General features: G+C 58.9%; 18 protein-coding genes, 1 tRNA gene and 1 pseudogene. 8 read left to right on the top strand and 12 right to left on the bottom strand.

What is annotated here, in order from left to right; all coding sequences use genetic code 11:
- The 6 genes and pseudogenes from ACTQ0H_RS07935 to ACTQ0H_RS07910 all read right to left on the bottom strand — a co-directional run.
- A pseudogene (locus ACTQ0H_RS07935) lies at positions 1-562 on the bottom strand (SIS domain-containing protein); the annotation flags it as partial.
- Positions 563-837: 275 nt separating this feature from the next.
- Positions 838-1,551, bottom strand: a complete 714-nt coding sequence (locus ACTQ0H_RS07930) for a GntR family transcriptional regulator (RefSeq protein ID WP_154515122.1) — start codon at positions 1,549-1,551, stop codon at positions 838-840.
- Positions 1,536-2,303: a GntR family transcriptional regulator gene (locus ACTQ0H_RS07925; protein WP_154515124.1), complete on the bottom strand. Its 768-nt coding sequence runs from the start codon at positions 2,301-2,303 to the stop codon at positions 1,536-1,538. Before ACTQ0H_RS07925 ends, ACTQ0H_RS07930 begins: the two co-directional genes overlap by 16 nt.
- 35 nt (positions 2,304-2,338) lie before the next feature.
- Positions 2,339-2,830 carry a hypothetical protein gene (locus tag ACTQ0H_RS07920; protein WP_441015930.1) on the bottom strand — a complete coding sequence of 164 codons (492 nt, stop codon included), beginning with the start codon at positions 2,828-2,830 and terminating at the stop codon, positions 2,339-2,341.
- 412 nt (positions 2,831-3,242) lie between these two features.
- Positions 3,243-5,771 (bottom strand): phosphoketolase family protein, encoded by a 2,529-nt coding sequence (locus ACTQ0H_RS07915; protein ID WP_441535987.1) that lies wholly within the window; start codon positions 5,769-5,771, stop codon positions 3,243-3,245.
- 204 nt (positions 5,772-5,975) lie between these two features.
- Positions 5,976-7,004, bottom strand: coding sequence for a LacI family DNA-binding transcriptional regulator (locus ACTQ0H_RS07910; protein WP_118388843.1), 1,029 nt, complete (start codon positions 7,002-7,004; stop codon positions 5,976-5,978).
- 183 nt (positions 7,005-7,187) lie between these two features.
- On the opposite strand from ACTQ0H_RS07910, the gene murB reads away from it, so the two are divergent.
- Entirely contained in the window at positions 7,188-8,150 is a 963-nt protein-coding gene (murB, locus tag ACTQ0H_RS07905; protein WP_441536004.1) for a UDP-N-acetylmuramate dehydrogenase, read from the top strand.
- A gap of 218 nt (positions 8,151-8,368) precedes the next feature.
- Here the strand turns inward: murB and ACTQ0H_RS07900 are convergent, their stop codons facing one another.
- Positions 8,369-9,574, bottom strand: coding sequence for a PcsB-like coiled-coil domain-containing protein (locus ACTQ0H_RS07900; RefSeq protein WP_441535986.1), 1,206 nt, complete (start codon positions 9,572-9,574; stop codon positions 8,369-8,371).
- A gap of 266 nt (positions 9,575-9,840) precedes the next feature.
- Here ACTQ0H_RS07900 and galE point away from each other — a divergent pair, with 266 nt between their 5' ends.
- The 3 genes from galE (at position 9,841) to glgP (ending at position 15,023) form a co-directional block, all read left to right on the top strand.
- Entirely contained in the window at positions 9,841-10,902 is a 1,062-nt protein-coding gene (gene galE / locus ACTQ0H_RS07895) for a UDP-glucose 4-epimerase GalE (RefSeq protein WP_427728932.1), read from the top strand.
- 219 nt (positions 10,903-11,121) lie between these two features.
- A complete protein-coding gene (malQ, locus tag ACTQ0H_RS07890) occupies positions 11,122-12,627 on the top strand; it encodes a 4-alpha-glucanotransferase (RefSeq protein WP_441535985.1) in 1,506 nt (501 codons plus the stop codon).
- 128 nt (positions 12,628-12,755) lie between these two features.
- Entirely contained in the window at positions 12,756-15,023 is a 2,268-nt protein-coding gene (glgP, locus tag ACTQ0H_RS07885; protein WP_441535984.1) for a glycogen/starch/alpha-glucan family phosphorylase, read from the top strand.
- A gap of 616 nt (positions 15,024-15,639) precedes the next feature.
- Here the strand turns inward: glgP and ACTQ0H_RS07880 are convergent.
- From ACTQ0H_RS07880 to ACTQ0H_RS07860, 5 genes are all read right to left on the bottom strand, one after another.
- Positions 15,640-16,839 carry an ABC transporter ATP-binding protein gene (locus tag ACTQ0H_RS07880; protein WP_441535983.1) on the bottom strand — a complete coding sequence of 400 codons (1,200 nt, stop codon included), beginning with the start codon at positions 16,837-16,839 and terminating at the stop codon, positions 15,640-15,642.
- 68 nt (positions 16,840-16,907) lie between these two features.
- Positions 16,908-17,747 carry a carbohydrate ABC transporter permease gene (locus tag ACTQ0H_RS07875; protein WP_441535982.1) on the bottom strand — a complete coding sequence of 280 codons (840 nt, stop codon included), beginning with the start codon at positions 17,745-17,747 and terminating at the stop codon, positions 16,908-16,910.
- On the bottom strand, positions 17,747-18,601 hold the full coding sequence (locus tag ACTQ0H_RS07870; protein WP_441535981.1) for a carbohydrate ABC transporter permease: 855 nt from the start codon (positions 18,599-18,601) through the stop codon (positions 17,747-17,749). The genes ACTQ0H_RS07875 and ACTQ0H_RS07870 overlap by 1 nt, the downstream gene beginning before the upstream one ends.
- An 87-nt stretch (positions 18,602-18,688) precedes the next feature.
- Positions 18,689-20,005, bottom strand: coding sequence for an ABC transporter substrate-binding protein (locus ACTQ0H_RS07865; protein WP_441535980.1), 1,317 nt, complete (start codon positions 20,003-20,005; stop codon positions 18,689-18,691).
- A gap of 276 nt (positions 20,006-20,281) precedes the next feature.
- Positions 20,282-21,001, bottom strand: a complete 720-nt coding sequence (locus ACTQ0H_RS07860; protein WP_441535979.1) for a GntR family transcriptional regulator — start codon at positions 20,999-21,001, stop codon at positions 20,282-20,284.
- Between the two features lie 224 nt (positions 21,002-21,225).
- On the opposite strand from ACTQ0H_RS07860, the gene ACTQ0H_RS07855 reads away from it, so the two are divergent.
- From ACTQ0H_RS07855 to ACTQ0H_RS07840, 4 genes are all read left to right on the top strand, one after another.
- Positions 21,226-23,679, top strand: a complete 2,454-nt coding sequence (locus ACTQ0H_RS07855; RefSeq protein WP_441548035.1) for a PTS transporter subunit EIIC — start codon at positions 21,226-21,228, stop codon at positions 23,677-23,679.
- A gap of 128 nt (positions 23,680-23,807) precedes the next feature.
- A complete protein-coding gene (locus ACTQ0H_RS07850; protein ID WP_427728946.1) occupies positions 23,808-24,821 on the top strand; it encodes a polyprenyl synthetase family protein in 1,014 nt (337 codons plus the stop codon).
- Between the two features lie 138 nt (positions 24,822-24,959).
- Complete coding sequence (locus ACTQ0H_RS07845; RefSeq protein ID WP_195838517.1) at positions 24,960-25,865, top strand: peptidoglycan-binding domain-containing protein; 906 nt, start codon at positions 24,960-24,962, stop codon at positions 25,863-25,865.
- 38 nt (positions 25,866-25,903) lie between these two features.
- Positions 25,904-25,978: transfer RNA gene (locus ACTQ0H_RS07840), tRNA-Gln, on the top strand.
- Positions 25,979-26,069: the final 91 nt, after the last annotated feature.

Below are 26,069 nucleotides of genomic sequence, written 5' to 3'. Positions count from 1 at the left end.
CGTCCTTCGTCTGCTCGATGAACAGGTCGAACTTGGGGAAGCAGCCGCGGCGGTTGAGCAGGCGCAGGCCGAAGCAGTCGGCGAGGTAGTAGCCCTTCTCGCAGCCGCCGGAGCCATGGTCGGAGGCCATCATGACGCAGTTCTCGGCGCCCACGGCCTGCCCGATCTTGCCCTCGGGGTTGGTCATGGCGAAGACGCGCACGCCCATCTCCCTCATCTTGCCGACGGCCTCGAGCACCTCGGGGGTGGTGCCGGACTCGGAGGCGGTCAGCACAACGGATTTGTCGGTCATGCGCTTGTGGCCCATGACGTTCCACTCGGCGGCGTGGATCAGGTAGACCTCGAGGTCGCGGTCGCCGAACTTGTTCATGAGGTACTCGAGCTGCATGAACTCGTCCCAGGTGCCGCCGACGCCCATCAGGAAGACGGCGTCGTAGCCCTCCTCGTGCACGCGGTCGGCCAGGGCGGTCATCCGCTTGCCGGCCTCGTAGACGTTCCTGCCGTCCTCGAGGTAGCCCTCCTGGTCGAAGTGCATGATCTCGATCTTCTCGGTCTCCTTCATTCCCGCTCCTTTCACGAGCAGTTCGAATTGTCGCACGGACTGACCGGGCTTGCCGCCCCGTCGCGCCGCTTAACCTTGTGGACATCTTGGCCCCAAGCTCAACAATTCAAAGGTTCTTAATACCAGTGAACGATTACAGGTTAGCCGTTTTTAATACCGATTTTTTGATTTCGTCCTCCCATCTCGGTAGACGGTCAGTTTTTGCCGCTCATCGGTCATGCGACACATGTCCGTAAAAAATGAGCACCCCGCCGTGCACGAGGATGCTCTAGACGCTAATAGTTGTAGGTATATCCGCCGGCATCGCCGCGGTTAAAAGACTTGGCATGCTCAATCGGCTGCCCACTCGAGTCATAGGTCAGGCATTCCAGTACGAGCGCCAGATCGCCCGGCTCAAGATTGAGCAAACTCGCATCGCGTGCGCCCAGCGCTTCAATATCGAGTTTCTCAATCGACTTGTCCGGCTTGCGCCCCAACATGTCATAGGTCTCGAACAGGCTGAAGACCGAAATGTCCACGTCTTCGATGCCCGGAAACAGCAGACACGGAATCAGCGTCATCTCGATCGATACGGGCTCACCATCAATGCAGTTGAGACGGCGCACCGAGTAAAGCAGATCGTCCTCGGCGATGTCAAACAGGTCGGCGTAATACGGGCCGGCGTAGCGTTTGGAGCGCGCCAGGATGCGCACCGACGGCGTCGCACCCGACGCCAGAACCGACTGACGGAAGCCGCCCTTGCGTTCGTGCTCGTCAAACCACTTGTGTCCTACAAAGGCGCCCTTGCCCTGTACCCGACGAATCTGGCCACTTTTGACCAGCTCGTCCATGGCGCTTCGGATTGTCAGGCGCGTCGTGCCAAACTCCTCGGCCAGCTCGTTTTCGGACGGAATCATCGAGCCCGTCGGGTAGTCGCCGCGCTCAATTCGCTCCGCAATGCAGCGGCGAATTTGCTTGTAAACCGGCAAGTCTTCTACTGCATCAGCCATTCGACACCCACCTTCGTCGCAACGCCGTCCGCCTCCCCGTTATCGGCAAAACGATACTTGGTCGGCAGAATCACGGACTTGCAATACTCGACAAAGCCATCGTTCTCGTCACGCTCGTGCGAAGCTTTGTAAAACACCGGCGTGCCCTCCTGGGCACCCAGCAACTTGGCCTCGTCGGCGTTCAGACGGCTGATGGAAATATACTCCTTGCCGTGCGCCACATGGACATTCCCCTCTTTAAGCAAAACGTCGTAGAGGCTTTCCTGCTCAAAATCGTGATCGGGAAGCGAGGGGCACAAAGACAGGTTGACGTGAGCCGTCTCAATCGACGCCGGGGAACCATTAACCACGCGCACACGTCGAATGCAGAAGAGCGGCGTGCCCAGGTCGATCTGGGCTTTTTGGGCCAAATCGATATCGGCGTACACGACCTTGGACCAAACCAGGCGCGCGGTCGACTTTGAGCCAACCCTCTCCACCGCCTGCGTATAGTTCCATGTTTCCTGAAAGATGTTCAGCGGTTTGGGAGGACACACATAGGTGCCCGAACCGCGGCGGCTTTCCAAAGTTCCGCACGAAATCAGACGCGTGATCGCAGCGCGCAACGCCGTGCGTGACACGCCCAGCTCTTCACAAAGCACACGCTCGGCGGGCAGCCGGTCACCACCCTGCAGGTCATAATGTTTGATATACCAAAGAATGCCCTCAAAGGCGCGATCTTTGGGCGGAATCGCATATGGTTCACTCGACATGGGCAAGGCTCCTCAACCGCTTGATGCTGCGGGCATCATTGCTCCGGACGCCCCATGGCGTCGAAGGCTTCTTTGATCTGCTCCGCAACGTTCCGATACGACCGATATAGGCCGGAGTCTCGCTTGACTTCGCCCGCGGTCACCGGAATCTCAAGCTTCGAAATCTCATCCTCGCCGGTTTGCACGGCAACGATGACACCCATACCAAGGCACATATTACGCTTGGCAGCGTTGTTTTTGGTAGCCTGAGCTGGATTAATCAAAATCTGCTGAGCTAGTTCGCGATTGCTAAGCTCCGGCACATCCTCGGGATTTCCGGTCTCGACAATCTCGCACTGCAGCACGTCCGCATAGTCAAAAATCTTCGGCTCGCCGCCGCGCTGATGCACGGCCCACTTGCGGCGCGTGGCGTCCTGGTAGATAGCCGGCAAAAGTGTAAACCGCGGTGGGTCCAAAATCGTATCCGTGATGGTAAACACATCGGGATCAAAGGCATCCTGCGGGTTTTTCTTCTTGAACAGCCCCATATCAGCCTCCCGTACTAGTATTAAACAACTCAAGTTGAATATAGCACCAATTTCAAGCCGCCGCTTTACCGCATCGGTGCGTGGTGTCCATGGCTCGCCCAGCGGAAAAGTTCACGGACGAGGCCGGGGAGGCATGCTTTGTTTTGAGAAGTGGGCTCCGCGAACTTCTCAAAACAAAGCATGCCTCCCCGGCCCCGGCAATGCAATCTTGGCTGACCATAGTTAGATGCACGGCTTCTAAGGCAGCATAAGCAAGGTCCCCATTACATAAAAAAGAATCAGCCCCCGCATATCGAAACGGTCGAGAGGGCCGCCTCCGGGCGGGTGTCTTCCTCTGAGAAGTTCGCGAAGCCCACTTCTCAGAGGAAGGCACCCGCCCGGAGGCGGCCCCAGCGCGAGACCGTCCCGGATGCTATTCGTTGTCGCCGGCAGTTAACTGCGTTGCGGAGAGTACGCCGTCAGCAGCGGTTGCGGCTGCGGCGTCGGGCCAGACCCAGTCGGTAAAGGCCGGGTGATCGAAGCCCTCGTCGCACGCGAACTCAAAGGCCTCGGTGCGGAAGGCCTCCCACTCATCAATCTGCTCGGCAAACTTATCGGCGTCGACCATGCGCAGCACGTCGGCGGCCAGGGCCCAGCGGTCCATGTTGTTCAGGCGCAGCATGTCAAACGGCGTGGTCGTGGAGCCCTTCTCCTCGTAGCCGTGAACGCGGAAGGCATCGTGGCCGGGACGGTTCCAGATCAGGCGGCGAATCGTGCCGGCATAAGCGTGGAATGCGAAGAGCACGGGCTTCTCGCCGCGGCCAAACAACTCAGCCCAGCGCTCATCGCTGATGGCTTGGTCGTTCTCGCAGACGTTCTGGATCTTGAGCAGATCGACTACGTTGACAAACCAGACCTTGATGCCCAGCCCGCGCAGCATATCGGTTGCGGCCAGTGCCTCGAGCGTCGGCACGTCACCGCAAGTAGCGACCACGACGTCGGCCTCGGCGAGCGAGTCGGCAGTCGATGCCCACTCCCAAGTCGCTACGCCCTCGGCGAGCTCAGACTTGGCCTCGTCGACCGTCTGGAAGGTGGGGGCGGGCTGCTTGCCACAGAAGATGGCATTGACGCAGTCGGTGGACTGGTAGACGCGCTCGGCCACAGCAAGGGCCATATTGGCATCGGCCGGATAATAAGCATTCACGACATGCGTGTCGTTGGCCTTGTTGAGCAGCAGGTCGATAAAGCCGGGGTCCTGGTGCGAAAAGCCGTTGTGGTCCTGGCGCCAGACATGGCTCGACAGCAAAATGTTGAGGCCGCTGATAGGAGCACGCCACGGAATCTCGCGCTTGGTTGCTTCGAGCCATTTGCAGTGCTGGTTGACCATGGAATCGACCACGTGAACAAAGCTCTCGTAGGAGCTCCACACACCGGAGCGGCCGGTGAGCACGTAGGCCTCGAGGAAGCCCTCGCACTGGTGCTCGGACAGCTGCTCGACAACCTTACCGGAACCGGCCAGTAGCTCGTCGTTGGCATCGTCCTCGTAGAAACCGGCATCCCACTGCTTCTTGGTCACCTTATAGGCAGCCTGCAGGCGGTTGGACGCGGTCTCGTCGGGACCGAAGATGCGGAAATCATCCATGTTCTTGGCCAGAACATCGGCAGTGTACTCACCAAAGACGCGGGCGGCCTCGGTGGAGCCCCAGCCGTGGCCCTTACTTGCGACGGGGATCTCGTGAGCGTGAATATCGGGAAGCTCGAGCTCGCGGCGTACCTTGCCGCCGTTCGCGTTGGGATTGGCGCCGATACGCAGCTCGCCGGTCGGCATAAAGGCCGTCACCTCGGGGCGCACCTGGCCCTCGGGCGTAAAGAGCTCCTCGGGCTTGTAGGAGCGCAGCCACTCGCGCAGCACGCGGAAGTGCTCGTGGGTATCTTTGGCGCTCGCGAGCGGCACCTGATGGGCGCGCCAGGAGTCCTCGGTCTTCTTGCCATCAATCTGCTTGGGGCAGGTCCAACCCTTGGGCGTGCGGAACACGATCATGGGATAGGCTGGACGGACCACGGTCTCGCCCGCAGTGGCCTGAGCCATAGCGGTGGCCTTGATGTCGCAGATCTCATCGAAGACCTGCTCAAACAGGGCGGCAAAACGCGCATGAATGCTCGCGTGGCTCTCGTCGTCAAAGCCGGCGACAAAGAAATGCGGCTTATAGCCCATGCCCTCAAAGAACTTGGCGAGCTCCTCGTCGGACACGCGGGCAAGAATGGTGGGGTTGGCGATCTTGTAGCCGTTGAGGTGCAGGATCGGCAGGACGATACCATCGGTTGCCGGGTTCACGAGCTTGTTAGACTGCCAAGAGGTCGCGAGCGGACCGGTCTCGGACTCGCCGTCGCCCACCACAGCCACGGCCAGCAGGCTCGGGTTATCCATGACGGCACCGTAGGCGTGGCTGAGCGTGTAGCCGAGCTCGCCGCCCTCGTGGATGGAGCCAGGCGTCTCGGGCGCAAAATGGCTCGGAATACCGCCGGGGTAGGAAAACTGGCGGAAGAACTTCTGCAGGCCGGCCTCGTCATTGGTAATGTCGGGGCGAATCTCGCGGTAGGTACCATCGAGCAACGACTGGGCGGTGCCAGCGGGACCACCGTGACCCGGGCCCATCAAGAAGATCGCGTTCTGGTTGTGATCGGCGATGAGGCGGTTGACATGACCGAACAGGAAGTTGATGCCGGGCGTGGTGCCCCAGTGACCGACCAGGCGGTGCTTAACGTCCGGGCGACCAAAGTCGCGCACCTCGCCGGTTTTCTCATCGACAAAGTCGGGGCGCATGAGCGGGTTAGAGCGAAGGTAGATCTGACCGACGGACAGATAATTCGATGCACGCCAATACAGGTCGACGCCCTCGAGCTCGGAAGCCGGCACCTCGTGGCCCAGCTTTTGCCACGGCGTCCCCAGTGTTTTAGCCATTGTTTATGTCCCTCCGCTGTGCGGTCGCCCTCCAATACGGCAACCATTCGTTGGGACTAGTATATTTGCTAAAACGTTTTATCAGGGTGAAAAAACGTTTTATCACCCTTATCAATCACATCGATCAACAAAACGCAACATTCACCTGCGGCATTGTCTGCCACAGGTGCTCCACATTCGGTCTCTGCAAATTGATAAACGTGTTTAGTTATGTTTAGTAAGCTCGAGCACGCTGCCCTTAACGATAAGCGCCGGCTCCAGGACGACCTCTTCGGCACGCCTACCGCCCCTACCGGCAAGACGCTTGGACATGCAGCCAAAAGCATGTTCCGCGAGGACACCAGGATCCTGCTCAATGGCGGTCAGCGCCGGCTCAAAGAGAACGTCGGCCGCCGAGTTGTCATAGCTCACCACCGAAATATCGCCCGGGATGCTCTTCCCCATCTCGTGCAAACGTTTGAGCAGACCGAGGGCAATGTTGTCCGAGCTCGCGAATACGGCAGTGGCATCGGTTGCGAGCACCGCCTCCGAGGCCTCGTAGGCGCTCGGAATGTAGTACTCGCTCTCAAACTCCAAACGCGCGTCGATAGGCAGGCCAACCTCGCGCAGCGCGCGCTCATAGCCGGCAAGTCGCTTGCGACCCGTATTGGAACGACGCGCATTAACCAAGCAGGCAATGCGACGGTGGCCCTGCTCGATCAGATAGCGGGTAGCCATATAGCCACCCATCTCGTGGTCGAACATCACCTTGTCGCACTCGAGCCCCTCAATGGCGCGGTCGACCATCACGGCAGGGATGGGTAGATGGCTGACCTCTTCGCGCAGGGCACGGTCGTCCGAGAACTCGTCGCCTACCACCAGGAAGACACCATCGACGCCGCGCGTCACCAGCTGGCGCAGCAGTTCCAAGTCATCGTCGGCGCTTCCGCCCGAGCTGGTAATAAAGAGCGCATAGCCGTCCTCGCGGCAGCGCTTTTCCAAGCTACCGGCAAGTGAGGCAAAAAATCGGCTCTCGATGTTGGGGACGATAAGGCCCAGGGTGCGTGACTCGCGCATGACCAGGCTGCGCGCAATCTGGTTGGGAACATAGTGGTTGCGCGCCGCGACCTCCTTGATGAGCTTGCGGTTTTCTTCCGAGATGCGACAAGGCCGATTGTTGAGAACAAGCGAGACCGACGAGGGGGAAAGCCCCACCTCCTGGGCGATCTGCTTGAGGGTGACTTTGTTGGCCATCTCGCTCCTTCCGGGTTTACGCGCAATCTCTTGAAAGTATAGCGACTGCCCCTCTACCTCGATGATAAACACTTTACCAATCCGGTAGACGGCTGTTTTATCGCCGCCAGCGCACCAAATACGTCCAGGTGGGGTATATTGCAATCGATTGATGACAACGACCACCAAAAGGCGGATATTCGGATGCACGAGAACGACTTTTTTAACGAGGACCTGTTGTGCGCGCTCGCTGGCGTTGCCGGCGAGGACAACGTGTTGATGAGCGAGCCCATGCGCGAGCACACCACGTTTAAGATTGGCGGCCCGGCCGACGTCTTTGTCACGCCCGACACCGAGCAGGGCCTCGTCGCCACGCTCGATACCTGCTATCGCTGCGATCTGCCACTCACCATCGTGGGCAACGGCTCCGACCTACTCGTCGGCGACAAGGGCATACGCGGCGTCGTCGTAGCGCTAGGCGAGGGCCTCTCCGCCATTACCGTCGACGGCACGCACGTTACGGCAGCAGCCGGTGCGCTGCTTTCGGATGTTGCGGCCGCGGCAGCCGAGGCCGGTCTCACCGGCATGGAGCCCATCTCGGGCATCCCCGGATCGGTCGGCGGCGCCTGCTACATGAACGCCGGCGCCTACGGTGCCTGCATGGCCGACGTGCTGGAGTCTGTACGCGTCTACAAGCCCGCCCGCATGCTCGACGACGGCACCCGCGGTAGCGGCAGCGTCATCGAGTTCGATGTCGACGAGCTCAATCTGGGCTATCGCAAGAGCCGCATCGCCGACGACGGCTTCATCGTGCTTTCGGCCACCTTCAATCTCGCCCCGGGCAACGCCGCGCTGATCAAGGCCGACATGGACGACTACCGCCAACGCCGCGAGGACAAGCAGCCGCTCGACATACCGAGCGCCGGCTCCACTTTCAAGCGCCCCGAGGGCCACTTTGCCGGCAAGCTCATCATGGACGCCGGGCTGCGCGGCCATGCTGTCGGCGGCGCCCAGGTGAGCGAAAAACACTGCGGCTTCATCGTCAACGCCGACCACGCCACCGCCGCCGACGTCGACGAACTCATCCGCCACATCCAAGCAACCGTCAAAGACCAATTCGGTGTAGACCTAGAACCCGAAGTCCACCGAGTAGGCGAATTTTTATAAAAAGAAGGCCCCAAAAGGGGCCTTCACTTTCTTTAATTCAGACAACCAGTCCGGTGTGTCGCGCCTTGAGCCCGGAAGGTCCGGGACTGTGGGCGGGGCATAAGGTTGATCGCGAGTTCCGCACGCAAAGAAGGCCACTTAATGTGGCCTTCGTCTTGCGCAGGACTGCCCGAGCAGGCAACCTTATGCCTCTCGGACTGTCCCGGACCAAGCCGCAGCTACGACAGCGCAATACCGCCAAGCCAGCCCCAGCGCACGCCAGAGCCAGTGCCGTAGAACCCAATGAACGAGTCAAGCGACCTCGACGTGATAGCGCCCTCGTTACTCATAACGATGCCGCCGCCAACATAGATGCCCACGTGTCCGTACAGCAGACCCGGCATACCGGTGCCACTGTGCGACGAGTCGGCCACGATCATGCCCACCTGCAGCGCCGAACGATCGGAGCTGTAGCACCAGGCGTTAAACATGTCGCACGCGTTGCCGCCAAAGTAGCCCACGCCGGCGTTGCGGAAGACGTTGGTGACCCAGGCGGCGCACCAGTTTAGGCCAGGCGAAGGCGTGGAGTAGCATGCGTTGACGACAGCCTGCTGCTTGCCCGAGCCGGCATTCTGTTGCGGATTTCCGGGCGCATACGATCCGCCACCCGAGTTTGAACCACCCGAGTAGGAATTGTTCTTGTTTGCGGCAGCCGCAGCGGCGGCAGCCTTCTTGGCAGCCTCCTCAGCCTGGGCGGCAGCGAGAATCTCGGAATCGCGCTGAGCCATGAGCTCCTTGACATCGTCGGAGAGGCCGTTCAGAACCGTCTGGACCTCTTGCTGCTTGGCCTGCATGTCCTGCATCTGGGCAGTCTGCTGGTCCTTGAGCCTCTCCAAGTCGGCTTTTTGCGACTCGAGCTCGGACTTCTGCGTATCGAGCTCTTTCTGGATGGTCTGGATATCCTCGATGGCGTCGCGGTCGCTCTTGTTGATCTTCTCAACATAGTGCGCATTGGCGACGAGCTCCTCAAACGAGCCCGAGGCGAGCAGCAGCGACAGGATGTTGGTGCCGCCCGACTTATAGCTGGCGGAAACGCGATCGGAAAGATCGCCGCGCTTCTTTTTGAGCTCGGCCTTCTTTTCGTCAATCTGCGCCTGCGTGCTGTCAATCTGGCCCTGTACGCTCTCGATATCGTTGAGGGTCTGGGCGTTCTTGTTGGCCAGCGCCGCGTATTCATTTGCGATGCTGTCGAGCTGGGCCTGGACCTCGTCAAGCTGAGCCTGGGCCGCATTGAGCTTGTCGGTGGTTTCCTTGGTGGCCTCCGCAGCATGGGCGCGAGCGGGCAGACCAAAAAGAACGGCTGCAGAAGCGGCGCCGAACAAGGCCTTGAGGGCAGTGCGACGCGAAAGCTCCTGGGAAAGGATGGAATCGCTGTTTGGTGACATATCTACTCCGTTACATGTTTATTTATATGTCGCTCAACTCATACATATTAGCGTACATCGCGCTCGTCCCAACGATTTCCACGAACGGCAGCAAACCCCATGGTCGGCGGCTCGTATGCAAACGTCAAAGTCAAGGTTATGCCCACGCCAAACATTTCCATGAGTACGTTAGCATGTTCGTCTGCTTTTCCTGCCCTGCACGTTTTGGGTGCCCCTGCCTGCGCTATACTCCCTCAGGAAGTGTTCCTGATTCGATAGGAGACTACATGTCCAAAGCACTCGACCCCAAAGACACCTGCGTCCTCGTAACCGGTGGCGCCGGCTTTATCGGCTCGCACACCGTCGTTCAGCTGCTCGAGGGTGGCTACCAGGTCGTCATCGTCGACGACCTCTCCAACTCCAGCGCCGTCGCCGTCGACCGTGTCAAGACCATCGTGGGCGACAAGGCCGCCAAGAACCTCACCTTCTACGAGGCCAACGTGCTCGACCGCGATGCCATGAACAAGATCTTCGATACCCATCAGATCGACCGCGTCATCCACTTCGCCGGCTTTAAGGCCGTCGGCGAGTCGGTGAGCAAGCCCGTCGAATACTATCACAACAACATCGAGAACACCCTGGTGCTCGTCGACGTTATGCGCAACCATGGCTGCAAGTCCATCATCTTCTCGAGCTCCTCGACCGTCTACGGCGATCCGGATAACCCGCCCGTCACCGAGGAAGACCCCAAGAAGCCTGCGACCAACCCCTATGGCTGGACCAAGTGGATGATTGAGCAGATCCTTATGGACGTTCACACCGCCGATCCCGAGTGGGACGTTGTGCTGCTCCGCTACTTCAATCCCATCGGCGCCCATCCGTCGGGCCTGATCGGCGAGGACCCCAAGGGCATCCCCAACAACCTGGTGCCCTATGTCGCGCAGGTTGCCGTGGGCAAGCTCGAGGCCGTTCAGGTCTTTGGCAACGACTACCCCACCCCCGACGGCACCGGCGTGCGCGATTACATCCATGTGTGCGACCTGGCATCGGGCCATGTGGCCGCCCTCAACTGGATGAACGGCAAGACCGGCGTTGAGATCTTCAACCTGGGCACCGGCACCGGCACCTCGGTGCTCGAGGTCGTCGCCGCCTTCTCCAAGGCCTGCGGCAAGGAGCTGCCCTACGTGATTCGCGAGCGCCGCGCCGGCGATATCGCCGCCAACTGGTGCGACGCTTCCAAGGCCGAGCGCATGATGGGTTGGAAGGCACAGTACGACATCGCGGACATGTGCCGCGACAGCTGGAACTGGCAGAGCCACAACCCCAACGGCTTCGCCGACGCCGAGTAGCAAAAACCTACATACCGTTCTTGCCCCGATCTCACGATGTGAGACCGGGGCTTTTTCATGGCATGTAACCATTCGCCGAAAATCGACCAACTTTTTTATCTTGCGTATACATGTTTAAACAACATGTATACAATAGGTGTATCGAATCAGAACATCGGAGGCGGACTGCACACCCATCGGCAGGCCGACCCCACAACAAGAAGGTTGGTGAGCGCATTCATGGAGCGTGCAAGCGGCGTCCTCATGCCCGTCTCATCTCTGCCCGGACCATACGGAATCGGCGGCTTTGGCTGGAATGCCTACGACTTCGTCGATTTTCTCGCCTCGTGCAAACAACATTACTGGCAAATCCTGCCCCTTACGACGACCAGCTATGGCGATTCGCCCTATCAGTCGTTCTCGGCCCGCGCAGGCAACCCCAACTTGATCGACTTTGCCGAGCTTATCGAAGCCGGCTATCTGGAGCAGCGTGACATCGACGGCGTCTTCCTTGGTTCCGACCCCAGCAACGTCGACTACGGCGCCATCTTTGTTGGCCGCCGTCAGATTCTCGATCGAGCCGCTGAGCGCTTTGCTGCCGACAAGCCGGCCGATTTCGACGACTTTATCCAGGCAAACGAGGACTGGCTCCTTCCCTACTGCGAGTTTATGACCGTGAAGGAGGAGTGCGGACTCAAAGCCTTTTGGGAGTGGCCCGAGGAGCTCCGCCGCCGCGGCGAGGCATCCAGCAAGGTCTGCGCCACCCATCCCGAGCGCATGCTCTACCACCAGATGACGCAGTATTTCTTCGATCGCCAGTGGAGCCGCCTCAAGGCCTATGCCAACGAGCACGACATCCTGATCATCGGCGACCTGCCCATCTATGTCTCGCGCGACTCCGTCGAGATGTGGGCCATGCCCGAGCTCTTTAAGATCGACGCCGCCGGCAATCCCGTCAGCGTCGCGGGAACGCCGCCTGATCAGTTCTCGGCCACCGGCCAGTACTGGGGCAACCCCATCTATGACTGGGATGCTATGGAAGCAGACGGCTTCTCCTGGTGGGAAGACCGCGTCCGAGCCGCCCTCGACATGTACGACATCATCCGTCTGGACCACTTCCGCGGCTTTGAAGCCTTTTGGGAGGTGCCGTTCTCCTCTCCCGATTCGTCATATGGTTCATGGACGCAGGGACCCGGCCTCAAGCTCTTCAAGGTGCTCAAGGAAAAGCTCGGCACGCTTCCCATCATTGCCGAAGACCTGGGCTTTCTTACCCCCGGCGTCATCGACATGCGCGACACCACGGGCTTCCCCGGCATGAAGATCCTGCAGTTTGCCTTTGAGGGCAGCAACTCCTACTATCTGCCGCACAACTACATTGCCAACACCGTCGCCTACGTCGGAACGCATGACAACGAAACGGCACGCGGCTGGTATGAGGGAACGGCCACCCCGCGTCAGCGCGAGCAGGCGGCCCTGTATACCCACCAGCAGGCAGGCGAGTCCATGGCCGACGCGCTCAACCGCACCATCGCCGCCAGCGTGAGTGACACCTGTATCTACACCATGCAGGACCTGCTCAATCTGGGCAACGAGGCGCGCATTAACACCCCCGCCACCCTGGGCGGTAACTGGACGTGGCGCATGCTTGATGGCGCCATCACCCGCGAACTCGAGCGCAAGCTCACCGACTGGACCGAGACCTACTTCCGCATCCCGTCGGAAGCCGAAATCGAGCTTCCCCAATAGGAGCCACCGCGCCCGACCCCACCCCACCGTGTGGACGCGACCGCTTTTCCCGCGCGAGGCCATCCCAATCCCTCGCGCGGGCTTCTTTTGAATTTCTGACATGTAGTCGACTCACCACAGGAGGAAACATGCCCCGTATAAGCCTCGCAGAACTCGCCGAGCAGTCCTTTGGCACCTCGCTCGAGCAGCTCGATGACCGTCGTATTTATAAGCTGCTGGTCAAGCTCGTGCAGGAGCGCTCTGCCGCCTGTCCGCTCAACAACGGCAAGAAAAAGCTCTACTACATCTCTGCCGAGTTTTTGATCGGCAAGCTGCTCATCAACAATATGATCGACCTCGGCATCTATGACGAGGTTAAGGACCAGCTCGTCGCCGCCGGCCACGACCTCAACAAGATCGAGGAGTTTGAGGTCGAGCCTTCGCTCGGCAACGGCGGCCTGGGCCGCCTGGCCGCATGCTTCCTGGATTCCATTGCCACGCTGGGCCTTACCGGCGACGGCGTGGGCCTCAACTACCATTACGGCCTGTTCCGCCAGCGCTTTGCCGACAACCAGCAGAAGGCCGTCCCTGACGAGTGGCTCGGCGAGCAGGACATCCTGATCGATGACAACCGCTCCTACACCGTCGAGTTCGGTGATTTTGCCGTCACCTCCAAGCTCGTCAACATCGATGTGCCCGGTTATGGCCAGCCCACCAAGAACCGCCTGCGCCTGTTTGACCTGGCAAGTGTCGACGAGGGCCTGGTCCCCGGCAGCTCCATCGACTTCGACAAGACCAAGATCGCCAAGAACCTCACCCTGTTCCTCTATCCGGATGATTCCGATGAGCAGGGCCGCCTGCTTCGCATCTACCAGGAGTACTTCATGGTGAGCAATGCCGCCCAGCTCCTGATCGACGAGGCCGTAGAACGCGGCAGCAACCTGCACGATCTGGCCGACTACGCCGTGGTCCAGATCAACGATACGCACCCCACCATGGTCATTCCCGAGCTCATCCGCCTACTCACCACCGAGCACGACATCGAGTTTGACGAAGCCGTTACCATCGTGCGATCCATGGTCGCCTACACCAACCACACGATCCTTGCCGAGGCGCTCGAGAAATGGCCGCTCACCAGCCTGCAGAAGGTCTCCCCTGCCATCGCCGACATCATCGTCAAGCTCGATGAGATTGCCAAGGCCGAGCATGGCGACCCACGCGTCGCCATCATCGACGAATACGACACCGTACACATGGCCCACATGGACATCCACTTTGGCTTCTCCATCAACGGCGTCGCCGCCCTCCACACCAAGATCCTGGAGGACACCGAGCTTCGCCCGTTCTACGAGATCTATCCCGAAAAGTTCTCCAACAAGACCAACGGCATCACCTTCCGCCGCTGGATCCAGGGAGCCAACCCCGCACTTGCCAGCCTGCTCGACGATGTAATCGGTACCGATTGGCGCAGCACCGGCGACCTGAGCAAGCTCGCCGAATTCGCCGACGACAAGGACGTTCTTGAGCGCCTGGCCGCCACCAAGGTCGAGGCCAAGGCCATCATGCGCCAGTTCATGGCGCTCGAGCAGGGCGTGACCATTCCCTCCAACGCGATCATCGATGTTCAGGTCAAGCGTATCCACGAGTACAAGCGCCAGCAGATGCTCGCGCTCTACATCATCTGGAAGTACCTCGACATCAAGAACGGCAATAGACCTAAGCACCCCGTCACCATCATCTTTGGCGGCAAGGCAGCACCTGCCTACACTATCGCGCAGGACATCATCCATCTGATCCTGACGTTGTCGCAGTGGATCGCAAACGATCCCGACGTGGCTCCCTACCTGCAAGTTGTCATGATCGAGAACTATAACGTCACCGCTGCCGAGCGCGTGATTCCCGCCGCCGACATCTCCGAGCAGATCAGCCTGGCCTCCAAGGAGGCGAGCGGCACCTCCAACATGAAGTTCATGCTCAACGGTGCTTTGACCCTGTGCACGCTCGACGGCGCCAATGTCGAGATCGCCGAACTCGTGGGCGACGAGAACATCTACACCTTTGGCGCCTCGTCCAAACAGGTCGAGCAGCTCTACGCCGACGGCAGCTATAACGCCGGCGCGCTCTACCGCAAGCCCGGTATTAAGCTGCTGGTGGACTTTATCACCAACCCCGCCTTTATGGCAACGGGCAATGCCGAGCGTTTGCAGCGTCTGCACGACGACATTAAGGGCAAGGACTGGTTTATGGCCCTGCTCGACATTGAGGAGTACATCCAGACCAAGGAGCGCGTGCTAACAGACTACGAGGACCGGGACACCTGGATGCGCAAGGCGCTAATCAACATCGCCAACGCCGGCACCTTCTCGTCCGACCGCACGATCTCCCAGTACAACGACGAGATCTGGCACCTGAGCTAATTTCGTTTCCTTTACCCATCCTCTTGAAAGCGGAGTCGTGGCAACACGGCTCCGTTTTTTGTGCCGATACGCCGGCCTGTGATTTGTCTCGACCAAATAATCTCGGCCTGTAACACCTAGACGGCAAAACTGGGTCTATCTGTTACAGATCAAGACAAGCAGAATTGTCCCGATGAACTGTCTCGATCTGTAACATCTGGCATCCAAAATTGGCTCTTCCTGTTACAGATCAAGACATACCGGACCTCCCACGGGGGTTTGTCTCAACCTGTAACAGTTAGACCCTGATTGACCTTCCAGATGTTACAGATTGAGACAAACGGAATCGTCCTGCAGCAATATCTCAATCTGTAACATCTAGCAGCTGAAATTCGCCTCTGGTGTTACAGATTTAGATGAAATGGTTAGCTCAGTGGAACCGTCTCGATCTGTAACATCTAACGTCCGGAATCGGCCCTACCTGTTACAGATCGAGACAAACGACCGGCCAGACAGCCCCAGCACAAAGAAAGGCTCCCCTCTCGCTCAGCGGACGAGAGGGGAGCCTTATATGTGACTGCGGCAAAAGGATGGCAAAGCCGCAGTCGCCCAAAAGGAGGGCCTGATTGAATCGGGCCTAGATAAGGTTCTTGCCAGAGACCTTATCGAAAAGGTGGGTCGCATTCTTCTCGAACTTGAACCAGATGGGGTCGCCGGCCTTGAGCGAACCCCTGGCCTCGAGGTCGACGACAGGGATGATCAGGACAAACTGGCCGTCGGGAGACGTCACATGAACGTGCTCGGTCGAACCCATGAGCTCGGTGACCTCGATGGTGCCCTGAAGCGCACCCTCCTCGCCCTTGTCGGCAAGCAGAATCTGCTCGGGACGCACGCCGGCCGTGATCTCCTTCATATCCCCGCCGTCCCAGTTAAGCGCAAGCTGAGCGCAGGTCTCGGGGGCCAGCGCGACATTCATGTCGTCGGTCTTGACGGTAAAGCCCTCGCCCGAGCGCACCAGCTGGGCATCGAAGAAGTTCATCTGCGGCACGCCGATGAAGCCGGCGACAAAGATGTTCGCGGGATGGTTGAAGACCTCCTGCGGCGTGGCGATCTGCTGAACAACGCCGTCCTTCATGACCACGATGCGGTCGCCGAGGGTCATAGCCTCGGTCTGGTCGTGGGTAACATAGATGAATGTGCCTTTGATCTCGTGGCGAAGCTTAATGAGCTCGGCACGCATCTGGTTACGAAGCTTGGCGTCCAGATTGGACAGCGGCTCGTCCATCAGGAATACCTTGGGGTCACGCACGATGGCGCGGCCGATGGCGACGCGCTGACGCTGGCCGCCCGAAAGCGCCTTAGGCTTACGGTCGAGGTACTCGGTGATACCCAAAATCTCGGCAGCGGAGCGAACCTTGCGGTCAATCTCGTCTTTGGGGACCTTCTTGAGCTCAAGCGTAAACGCCATGTTCTCGTACACCGTCATGTTGGGGTACAGAGCGTAGCTCTGGAACACCATGGCAATGTCACGGTCCTTGGGTGCCACATCGTTGACGCGCTTGCCGTCGATGAGCACGTCGCCCGAGGTAATGTCCTCCAGGCCGGCAACCATGCGCATCGTCGTGGACTTACCGCAGCCAGAGGGACCAACGAGGACGATAAACTCCTGGTCGTGAACAGTGAGGTTGAAGTCCTCTACAGCGAGCACGCCATCCTCGGTAACCTTGAGGTTGTGCTTCTTCTCCTCGGTCTTCTTCCTTTTGCCAAAGAAGCCCTTCTTTTTGGACTCGTTGTTGGGATACACCTTCTGAACATGCTTGAGAACGATCTCGGCCATGTCTCTACCTTTCGATACGCGGCGCCACGCTGAGGGGCGCCGCAGAAACTTGCAAAACGGTTACGGCATCAGCCCTTGACGGCACCTGCCACCACACCGTCGATGATGTACTTCTGGCAGAGGATGTACATGAGGACGATGGGGACAACGACCATCATGATGCAGGCCATCATGGGGCCGAGCTCGACGTGACCGTAGCCGCCGCGGAAGTACTGGATCAAGATAGGAATGGTCTTGTACTTGGTGGAGTCGAGGGTGAGGTAGGGCAGCAGATAGTCGTTCCAGACCCACATGGTCTCGAGAATGCCGACCGAAAGATAGGTGGGCTTCATGATGGGAAGGACAATCTTAAAGAACACCTGGACCGGGTTGCAGCCATCGATCATGGCCGCCTCTTCGATCTCGAGCGGGATGTTCTTTACAAAGCCGGCGAACATAAAGACCGCTAGGCCCGCGCCAAATCCAAGGTAGATAAAGCAGATGTTGAACGGCGTGTTGAAGCCGATGCGGTCCGCCAAATTGGACAGCGTGAACATGAGCATCTGGAACGGTACGACCATCGAGAACACGAACAGGTAATAGAAGAAGTTCGAGATCTTGCTGTTGACGCGCACCACATACCAAGCGCACATGGAGCAGCACACCAAGATCAGCACGACCGACGTGACCGTGATGATGAGCGAGTACATAAACGCCGAGGCAAAGCCCTGCTCGTTAAGGGCGTGCACGTAGTTTGCAAGGCCGTTGAACGTCTCGGGCGTGAGCAGATCGAATGCCGTGGTGGTGCTGATTGCGGTCCCTTTCTTAAAGGAATTGAGCGCAATCATGAACACGGGGTAAATCCATGCGAGCGACAGGATCGTAAAGAAAATCGAGAGCGCACGGTTGATAACCTTATCGCGTTTCATTACTGCTGCACCTCCTTGGACTTCGTGGCCTTAAGCTGGATCATGGAGATTGCTACGACCAGGATGCAGAAGATAACCGCCTTGGCCTGACCGATGCCCTGCCATGCGATACCGGCACGCGAATAGAACGTGTTGTAGATGTTCAGGGCGAGCATCTCGGTGGAGTGCGCCGGGGCGCCACCGGTAAGGGCGAGGTTCTGGTCGAACAGCTTAAAGCCGTTGGTGATGGACAGAAACAGGCAGATGGTGATCGTCGGCATCAGGTTGGGGATCTTAACCTTCCAAAACGTCTGCCATGCCGTAGCGCCGTCGACCTTGGCGGCCTCGATGTAGTCGGACGGAATGGACTGCAGACCGGCGATGTAGATGATCATCATGTAGCCGACCTGCTGCCACAGGGTCAGGATGATAAGGCCCCAGAAGCCAGCAGCAGAGTTAAGGGCGATAAGGTCGGCGCCGATGTTGGAGAGCAGGCAGTTGATCAGAATCTGCCAAATGTAGCCCAGCACGATGCCGCCGATCAGGTTAGGCATAAAGAAAATCGTACGGAAGATGTTGGTGCCCTTGAGTGCCTTGCGGGTGAGCGCCTGCGCGATGGCGAGGGCGATCACGTTGATGAGCACCGTCGACAGGAAGGCAAACGCCACCGTAAAGAAGAACGACGTGGCAAACTGCGGATCGGACAGTGCACGCACGTAGTTCTCGATACCGACGAAGTGCGTGTTGTTAATGGTAATAAACTGGCAGAACGAGAGATAGAAACCCTGGATAAAGGGGATCACGAACCCGATCATAAACGCCAGGCACGTGGGCAGCATAAAGAGCGGCCACCAGCGCTTGAGTGCTTTGCCCATAGAAGGGTCCTTTCAATATGCAGGGGGCGGGCAAACCGACGTCTGCCCGCCCCCTGTCGCTAGTCAGATAGCTTGGGCAGCAACTGCTTACTCGGAAGCAGCCTTCTCGGTCTTCCAGCCATCGACGAAGGCGTTCTTGACGCCGTCCCACTTGGTGTTATCGGCAGCATAGGCAATCAGAGCCTGCTTGAGGTTCTTCTTCCACTCCTCAGAGGGGATGTAAACGAAGTCCCAAGCGACGGTCTTCTTGCCGTCCTTAGCCATGGCAACAGCCTGCTGCGAGAAGACGTTGGTGGTGTCCTTGGCGCTCTTGAACGGGGCAGTCAGACCCATCTTGTCAGCGATGATGCTGGTGGCAGTCTCAGAAGTGACGCACCAATACATGAAGTCCTCGGTAGCCTTCTGGGCATCCTCGGAGGCCTGGGAGCTCACGCACCAGTAGTTCTCGCCGCCGGAGCACAGGCCCTGGTTCTCCTCGCCGTCGACACCGATGTAGATGGGCATCATGCCAATCTGATCGTCGGTCATACCGGCCTTGATGAGGTCGGCGTAGGCCCAAGAGCCGTTCTGATAGAAGACGGCCTTGCCGGTTGCGAACTCGTTGGTGGCGTCGTCGCCGGTCTTGGAGGCAAGCTGCGAAGGATCGCAGGTGGAGTCGGTGATGTACAGGTCGAAGATCTGCTTAAAGTTGTCGAGATACTCGCCCTTAATCTCGTCATCCTCCTGGTTGTGCTCCTTCTCGAACTCGTAGTAGAGCGGGAGGTTGGCGAGGTGGGTGGTGTAGCGCCAGCTGGAGGAGTCATCCATGCCGGCGGAAGTGAAGGCACCGTCAACGCCAAGCTCGTCCTTGCGGGCCTGAATGTCATCGGCGCAAGCCTTCAGCTTGTCGAAGGAGTTGATGTCCTCGGCCTTGTAGCCAGCCTTCTCGAGGAGCTCCTTGTTGTAAATGATGCCGTAGCTCTCCTGGACCCAGTCGATACCTAGATCCTTGCCGTCGGACTGCAGAGCCAGGGAGTCGTCGACGAGCTCACCGCGGACCTTGGTATCGGACAGGTCGGCGCAGTAGTCCTTCCAGTTCTTAAGACCGGTGGGGCCGTTGACCTGGAACAAGGTCGGAGCGGAGCTCTTGGACATCTCGGACTTGAGCTTCTCCTCGTAGGTGTTGGAGGCGGCAGTCACGATCTTGACCTCGACGCCCTTCTCCTCCTTGTACGCCTTGGCGATCTCCTTCCACTCCTTGTCGACCTCGGGCTTGAATTGGAGGAAGTAGACCTCGGCAGCGTCACCAGAAGCAGAGGAGCCGGAGCCGGCGGAGCCACCGCAGCCCACGAGACCCAGGCCAAAGACCGTGGCCGCGGAGCCAGCGAAGCCCAGGAACTGCCTTCTGCTCATTTCGTTCTTCATTACAATCCACCCTTTCACACCGTGGCGGCACCCTTTGCCGCCGCCTTCGGAGATTGGCTCGAGGACTTTGCCCCTTTTTCTGATTTGTACAATACGCTATTTGGCCAGTTGTTTGAACAAGTATTACTAGAGCGGTAGAAAAACTTCGGTGAACGGTTCTTGATACATTCGTACTTGACAAATATTGTCTAAACAATTAAAGCGCCCCGTGCGGCCGATATCCCATCGACCGCATGGGGCGCTTCATATCGAAACGCAAGCTTATGCGTCTGTTACCTATCGCTTGGAATTGATGCGGTAATGGAAGATCTCGGGGTGTGTGCGAGCATGCGTCACCTCGAACAAGATGCCGTCCGAGGTGTACGACTGACTCTCCATGACGGCGACGCAGTTGTATTTGCCGAGGTCAAGATAGCTGCAGTCTTCATCGTTGGCGAGCTCGACACTCACCGTACGGCGACTTGCCATCACTTTGATGCCGCGCTTGTGCTCCAGATAGTCGTAGATAGATTCTGCCGCGATCTCGGGGGTCAGACCCTTGGCGATCGACTCCAAAAAGTAGCCATGGTCCACTTGGCGCGCGCTGCCGTTGAGGCTTCGGACACGCACTACGCGAATCAGCTCCTCGCCCATCTTAAAGCCCAGGCGACGAGAGAGCTGCTCGGTGCAGACCAGATGTTCAAAGGACTTAACGTCCGTCGATGCAACGGCATTGTTGCGCTTTGCAAATTCGCCAAACGACTCGACTTCCTCGAGCGCGCCCAGCATGTCGGTTTCGCCCTTGAGCCAAATAACGCGCACGCCCTTGCCGTGTATGGGCTGCACAAACATCTCGTCGGCCAGCATGCTCAAGGCGCGGCGGACGGTATTGCGCGTGCAGTCGAACTCTGCGGTCAGCTCGGCTTCGGTTGGCAGCATCTCCTGAAACGCATAGGTCCCGTTAATGATGCGCGAACGGATCTCGCGGTAGATTCCTTCGTAAATCGCTTTTGGCATGGCTTCACCTCTAATGAATATGTATGGCTAGGCACGATAGCATTTCTTGGGGTTGTTTAAACCGTCTATCGGCAAAGCACGGATTATTTACCGTCGACGGTTCCCCCGGCACCCAAATCGGACCGAATCAAAACCGTCAATGCGGCAGGCAGCCAGTCCTCTACAATGAGTTCATTGTTTAAACGTTCTTGCTCGCACAGCATGTTGCATCCGGAAGGCATATTATGCTGCAGAAAATCCAACGCTTTGGCGGGGCAATGTTCGCGCCCGCCATGCTGTTTTCCATATCGGGCCTTATGGTCGGCGTCTCCGCCCTCGCAACGTCTGCGGACATCGTCGGCGACCTCGCCGTATACGGAACCCCTTGGTATGTTTTTTGGGCTATCATCCAGCGCGGCTCGTGGACGGTCTTTAAACGCCTCCCACTGCTTTTTGCCGTAGCGCTGCCCATCGGCCTTGCTCAAAAGCAACCGGCGCGCTGCTGCTTCGAGGCACTCGTGGCCTATTTTGCCTATTGCTTCTTTTTGAGCGAGATCATTAAGCTGAGCGGCGACAACCTTGGACTTAAGTACCCGTCGTCTTTGACCTCCGCCAGCGGCATCACCGTCATCGACGGCATCAAGACGCTCGACACCGGCATTATCGGCCCGCTGGCGGTATCGGCCACCGTCGTCGCCATCCATGACCGCTTCTACGATGCCAAGGTTCCCGATTGGCTCGGTACTTTCTCGGGCTCCTCGTTGGTCTACCTCATTAGCTTTTTTGCCGTATTCGCCCTTGCCGCTATCTCGGCCGCCATCGTGCCCATCGTATACGCAATGACCGAAACACTGCGCCATGCACTTACGGGCGTCGGTCCCTTCGGCGTGGGCGCCTTCGTGTTTTTAGAGCGAGCACTCGAGCCCGTGGGGCTGCATCACCTGCTCTACATGCCAATCTACTACGACAATCTGGTTATTACCGATGGCATCTACGCCACGTGGACCAACTTGCTTCCCATCCTCTCGCACAGCACGCGCCCCCTCAACGAGCTAGCGCCCTGGGCTGGTTTCACCGCCACCGGTTGGGTTAAGCTCTTTGGTCTTCCCGCCATCGCCGTAGCGTTCTACACCACGGCCAAGCCCGAACGCCGTGCCAGCCTCAAGACCATCCTTCTGCCCGCCATCGTCGCCTCGATGGTCTGCGGCGTCACCGAGCCGCTCGAGTTTCTCTTTATGTTCACCTATCCCGGACTCTTTTTGCTCTACGCCGTCCTATCCTCCTGCCTTGCCATGGCCATGAACTTCTTTGGCGTCGTCGGCATCTTCTCGGGTGGCCTTATGGAGATGGCTGCCTTCAACTTTATCCCGCTCATGCGGACGCATGCCGGCTCCTACCTTTTGGCACTCGGAATCGGACTCGTCTTTAGCGTCATCTTCTTTCTGAGCTTTCGAGGTCTTATCCTGACCTTTGACCTTAAAACCCCGGGACGCGAGGACTACATTGCCGGCAACACGGCGCTCTCGCGCTTGACGGGAAACGACGTTGACGAAAAGCGCTTATCCGAAGCCGGCGCTTCCGACTGCCAGGCATCACAAGATCGTCTGCTCGCCGAGCAGGTTGTGGCGCTTCTGGGCGGCGTCTCCAACATTGTGGGCGCAACCAACTGCGCCACGCGGCTGCGCGTCGAAGTTGCGGACCCTTCTATCGTCGCGGGCAACGCAACCTTTGTCGCAGCGGGCGCCAAAGGCCTCATCGTCACCGGCAAGACCGCCCAGGTAATCATCGGCGTCTCGGTCCCCCGCGTCAAAGAGCACTTTGATCAGATTATGGGACTCGAATCGGGTTTTGCATTTGCCACCCCGCTTTCTCATGCCGCCGATGACGCCAAAAAGCATGGCAATATCTGCTTCTTCGACATCGACGGTACGCTTGCCTGGCAAGATCCCAAACTTGCCCAAGAGCTCCCCGAGGGCGAGCGAGACCTTTCCCCCTATCCCAACGAAACGGTTGCACAGGCAATTCGCACGTTTGTCGCCAACGGCAACAAAGCCTTTATCTGCACGGGGCGCACCCTCAGCTGCATCCATCCCAAGCTGCTCGAGCTGCCGTGGGCGGGCATCGTATGTCTCGCGGGCGGCTACGCCGAACTCGAGGGACGCATCGTGCGAAATGCGGCCATAAACCCCGGTCTGCTACAGCGCCTCGCCCCCTATCTCGAACAATCGGGTGAGGTCATTCGCTTTGAGGGCATCGATCGCGTCGTGCGCATGAGCGCAGATGCCCCCGAGACGTACGGATACGCGCGCACCGTGGGCGACGCCGTCACGCAACTCAAGCACTACAACGCTTATAAAATTCTTATGTCCACACCGCTCGCCAACCGCATCGCCCAAGATGAAGAGCTTGGGCCTCTGCTCTGCCTCAACGAGCTCGAACTCGAGGTCACGGAAATCTCGCCTCGCGAGTGCACCAAACGGGCCGGAATCAAGGCCGTGCTTGACGCCCTGGGGCCAGATCACGGCACTGTGTACGGCATCGGCGACGCAAGCAACGACATCGCCCTCATGGAGGCGGTCGATGTTGGCGTCGCCATGGGCAACGCGCCGGACTTCCTCAAGGAAAAGGCCGACTACGTCACCGACAGCTTCGACCACGACGGCGTCGTCACCGCGCTCGAGCACTTTGGACTTATCTAGCCGCGCCTCTTGCCGCATTTGCGACAACATGGCTCAATCGTCTTCAACCGCCGCGCTCGATGCCCTAATGTGGCAATATGTTGTCTGCATAACGCAACGATGCAACCTAAGAAAGAATGCGAGAACCCGTGTCCAGTCCGTTTACCAGCTTTTTAGCCCAGCATTTTGACCAGATTAACGACTATCTGGCCACATTCTTTGACGGACAGGCGACCTCTGCCGATATCGAGCGCTACCTGTACGCGCCGCTCTCGGCATTTACGGCCAATGCCGGCAAGCGCCACCGCCCGCTCATCTGCATGCTCGCCGCCACCGCGGTAGGCGGCAGCTTTGAGAGCGCCCGAAGCGCGGCGGCGGCCATCGAGCACTTTCAGTCGGGAGCACTTATCCATGACGACATCGCCGACAACGGCCAGCTGCGCCGCGGCAAGCCCTGTATGCACCTTACCGAGGGTACGGGACTTGCCATCAACTGCGGCGACCTAGCGCTCACCATGGTTACCAAGACGGTTCTCGACGACCCCACGCTCGAGGCAGACGTGAAGCTCCGCGTGCTCCACGAGCTCACCGAGATGATCGTTCGCACCATCGAGGGTCAGGCGCTCGACCTGGGCTGGGTCCGCGATGGGCGCTTTGACATCTCGGTCGACGATTATCTGGACATGGCGACGCACAAGACCGCGTACTACAGCGGAGCCACGCCACTTGCCGCCGGAGCCATTATCGGTGGCGGCAGCGAAGACCAGATTGAGGCGCTGCGTGCCTTTGGCCTGCACACGGGCCTTGCCTTTCAGATCCAAGATGATCTGCTCAACCTTATTGGCACCAAGGAGGCCGCCAACAAGGACTTCCGCACCGATATCACAGAGGGCAAGCGCACGCTCGTCGCCGTGCATGCCCTGTCAGACGAGCGTTATCACGACGAAGTCGAGGCAATCCTTTCCTCGGGCACCGAGGACCCCGCGCAACTCGCACGCGCCGTGGAGATCTTCCAGCAGACCGGCTCTGTCGATTTCGCCCACACTTACGCACTCAACCTGACTGCCAAGGCCAAGGCCGCTATCGAAGGTGTCGAGCTCGACCCGCATGCACGCGAGCTGTTCGACTCCATGGCAGATTTCTTTGTGGAGCGCCTTAACTAGCGGGGGTTATAAAATCTGTCAGCAGCGCATTTGGGTACAACTTGCTACACTGTTGAGTGCATGTTTATGCAACCCTTTGCGTTGTCTATCCGACACACGCTCAAATAGTACGAATGGTACGCCGAAAGGGGTTCGTTCATGGAACCTATCACAACGGGCATGCAGGGAGCAGCCGTCGAGGACGTCCAGTCCCGCCTTCTGCAGCTCGGCTATACAATCGATGACGCCGAGGTCGCCGACAAGCGCTTTGGCACCACCACCGAGCAGGCTGTTGGCACCTTTAGGCTCGACAGCGGCCTTGCCGCTGGCTACGCCGTCGATATCCCCTGTTGGAGCGCCCTGGTAGACGCCTCGTATAAGCTGGGCGACCGCACGCTTTATCTGCGCATGCCCAATTTCCATGGTGCCGACGTTCGGGCCCTGCAGAGGGCACTCAACGTTTTGGGTTTTGCCTGCGGTGAGGACGACGGCTACTTTGGCCCGCACACCGAGGCGGCCTTGCAGCAGTTCCAAGAAAATGTCGGCCTGTTTGCCGACGGCATGGCATTCCAGGATACCTACGCCTATATCAACCGTCTGCATCACGTGTGGGAGGGCAAACCCTCGGTTACCGAGGCCGAGTCGCGCATCGGCTTTGCCCGCGCCGCCAACGTGCTCGAGCGCTTCCAGATTGCCGTCATCGGTGAGGACCCCATCGCACGCAGCGTTGCATCGCGCATGTGGAACATCGCCACGGCGACGACCGACAACAGCGGCATGATGCTTTGCGATTCCGAGGTTCCGACCGACGTGGACCTGGTACTCGAGATCGCAAGCGATGAGCTGCCCGCAGATGCAGCGCCGCGCGCCACGATTGCCCTTGCCGAATGTCACAACCTGGCGCAGCGCATCCGCACTGCCAATATCGCCGCGCAACAAAAGCCTGCACGTATCCGCATTGAGCTCACGGGCATGACGCGCTACAACGGAACCTTCACCGCAAGCGATGCCCAGACACTCGCCGTACGCCTGCTCGATGGCGTTTGCGATGCCCTCGCAGATTAGGTAAACTAGACGAGCTGCTTTTGGGCAGCACCACACATTGGGACGTAGTTCAACGGTAGAACTCCGGTTTTTGGTGCCGGCTGTTGGGGGTTCGAATCCCTCCGTCCCAGCCAAGGTAACTGAGCGCCCCGGGCTTTCATCAGCCCGGGGCGCTTTCTTGTGGGCATGCGGAGGGATTCGAACCCGCAAGGGTGCGGAGCTGAG

This window comes from Collinsella sp. LCP21S3_A3, assembly GCF_052118905.1.
Taxonomy (GTDB): Bacteria; Actinomycetota; Coriobacteriia; order Coriobacteriales; family Coriobacteriaceae; genus Collinsella.
This window is presented reverse-complemented; position numbering and strand designations above follow the sequence as displayed.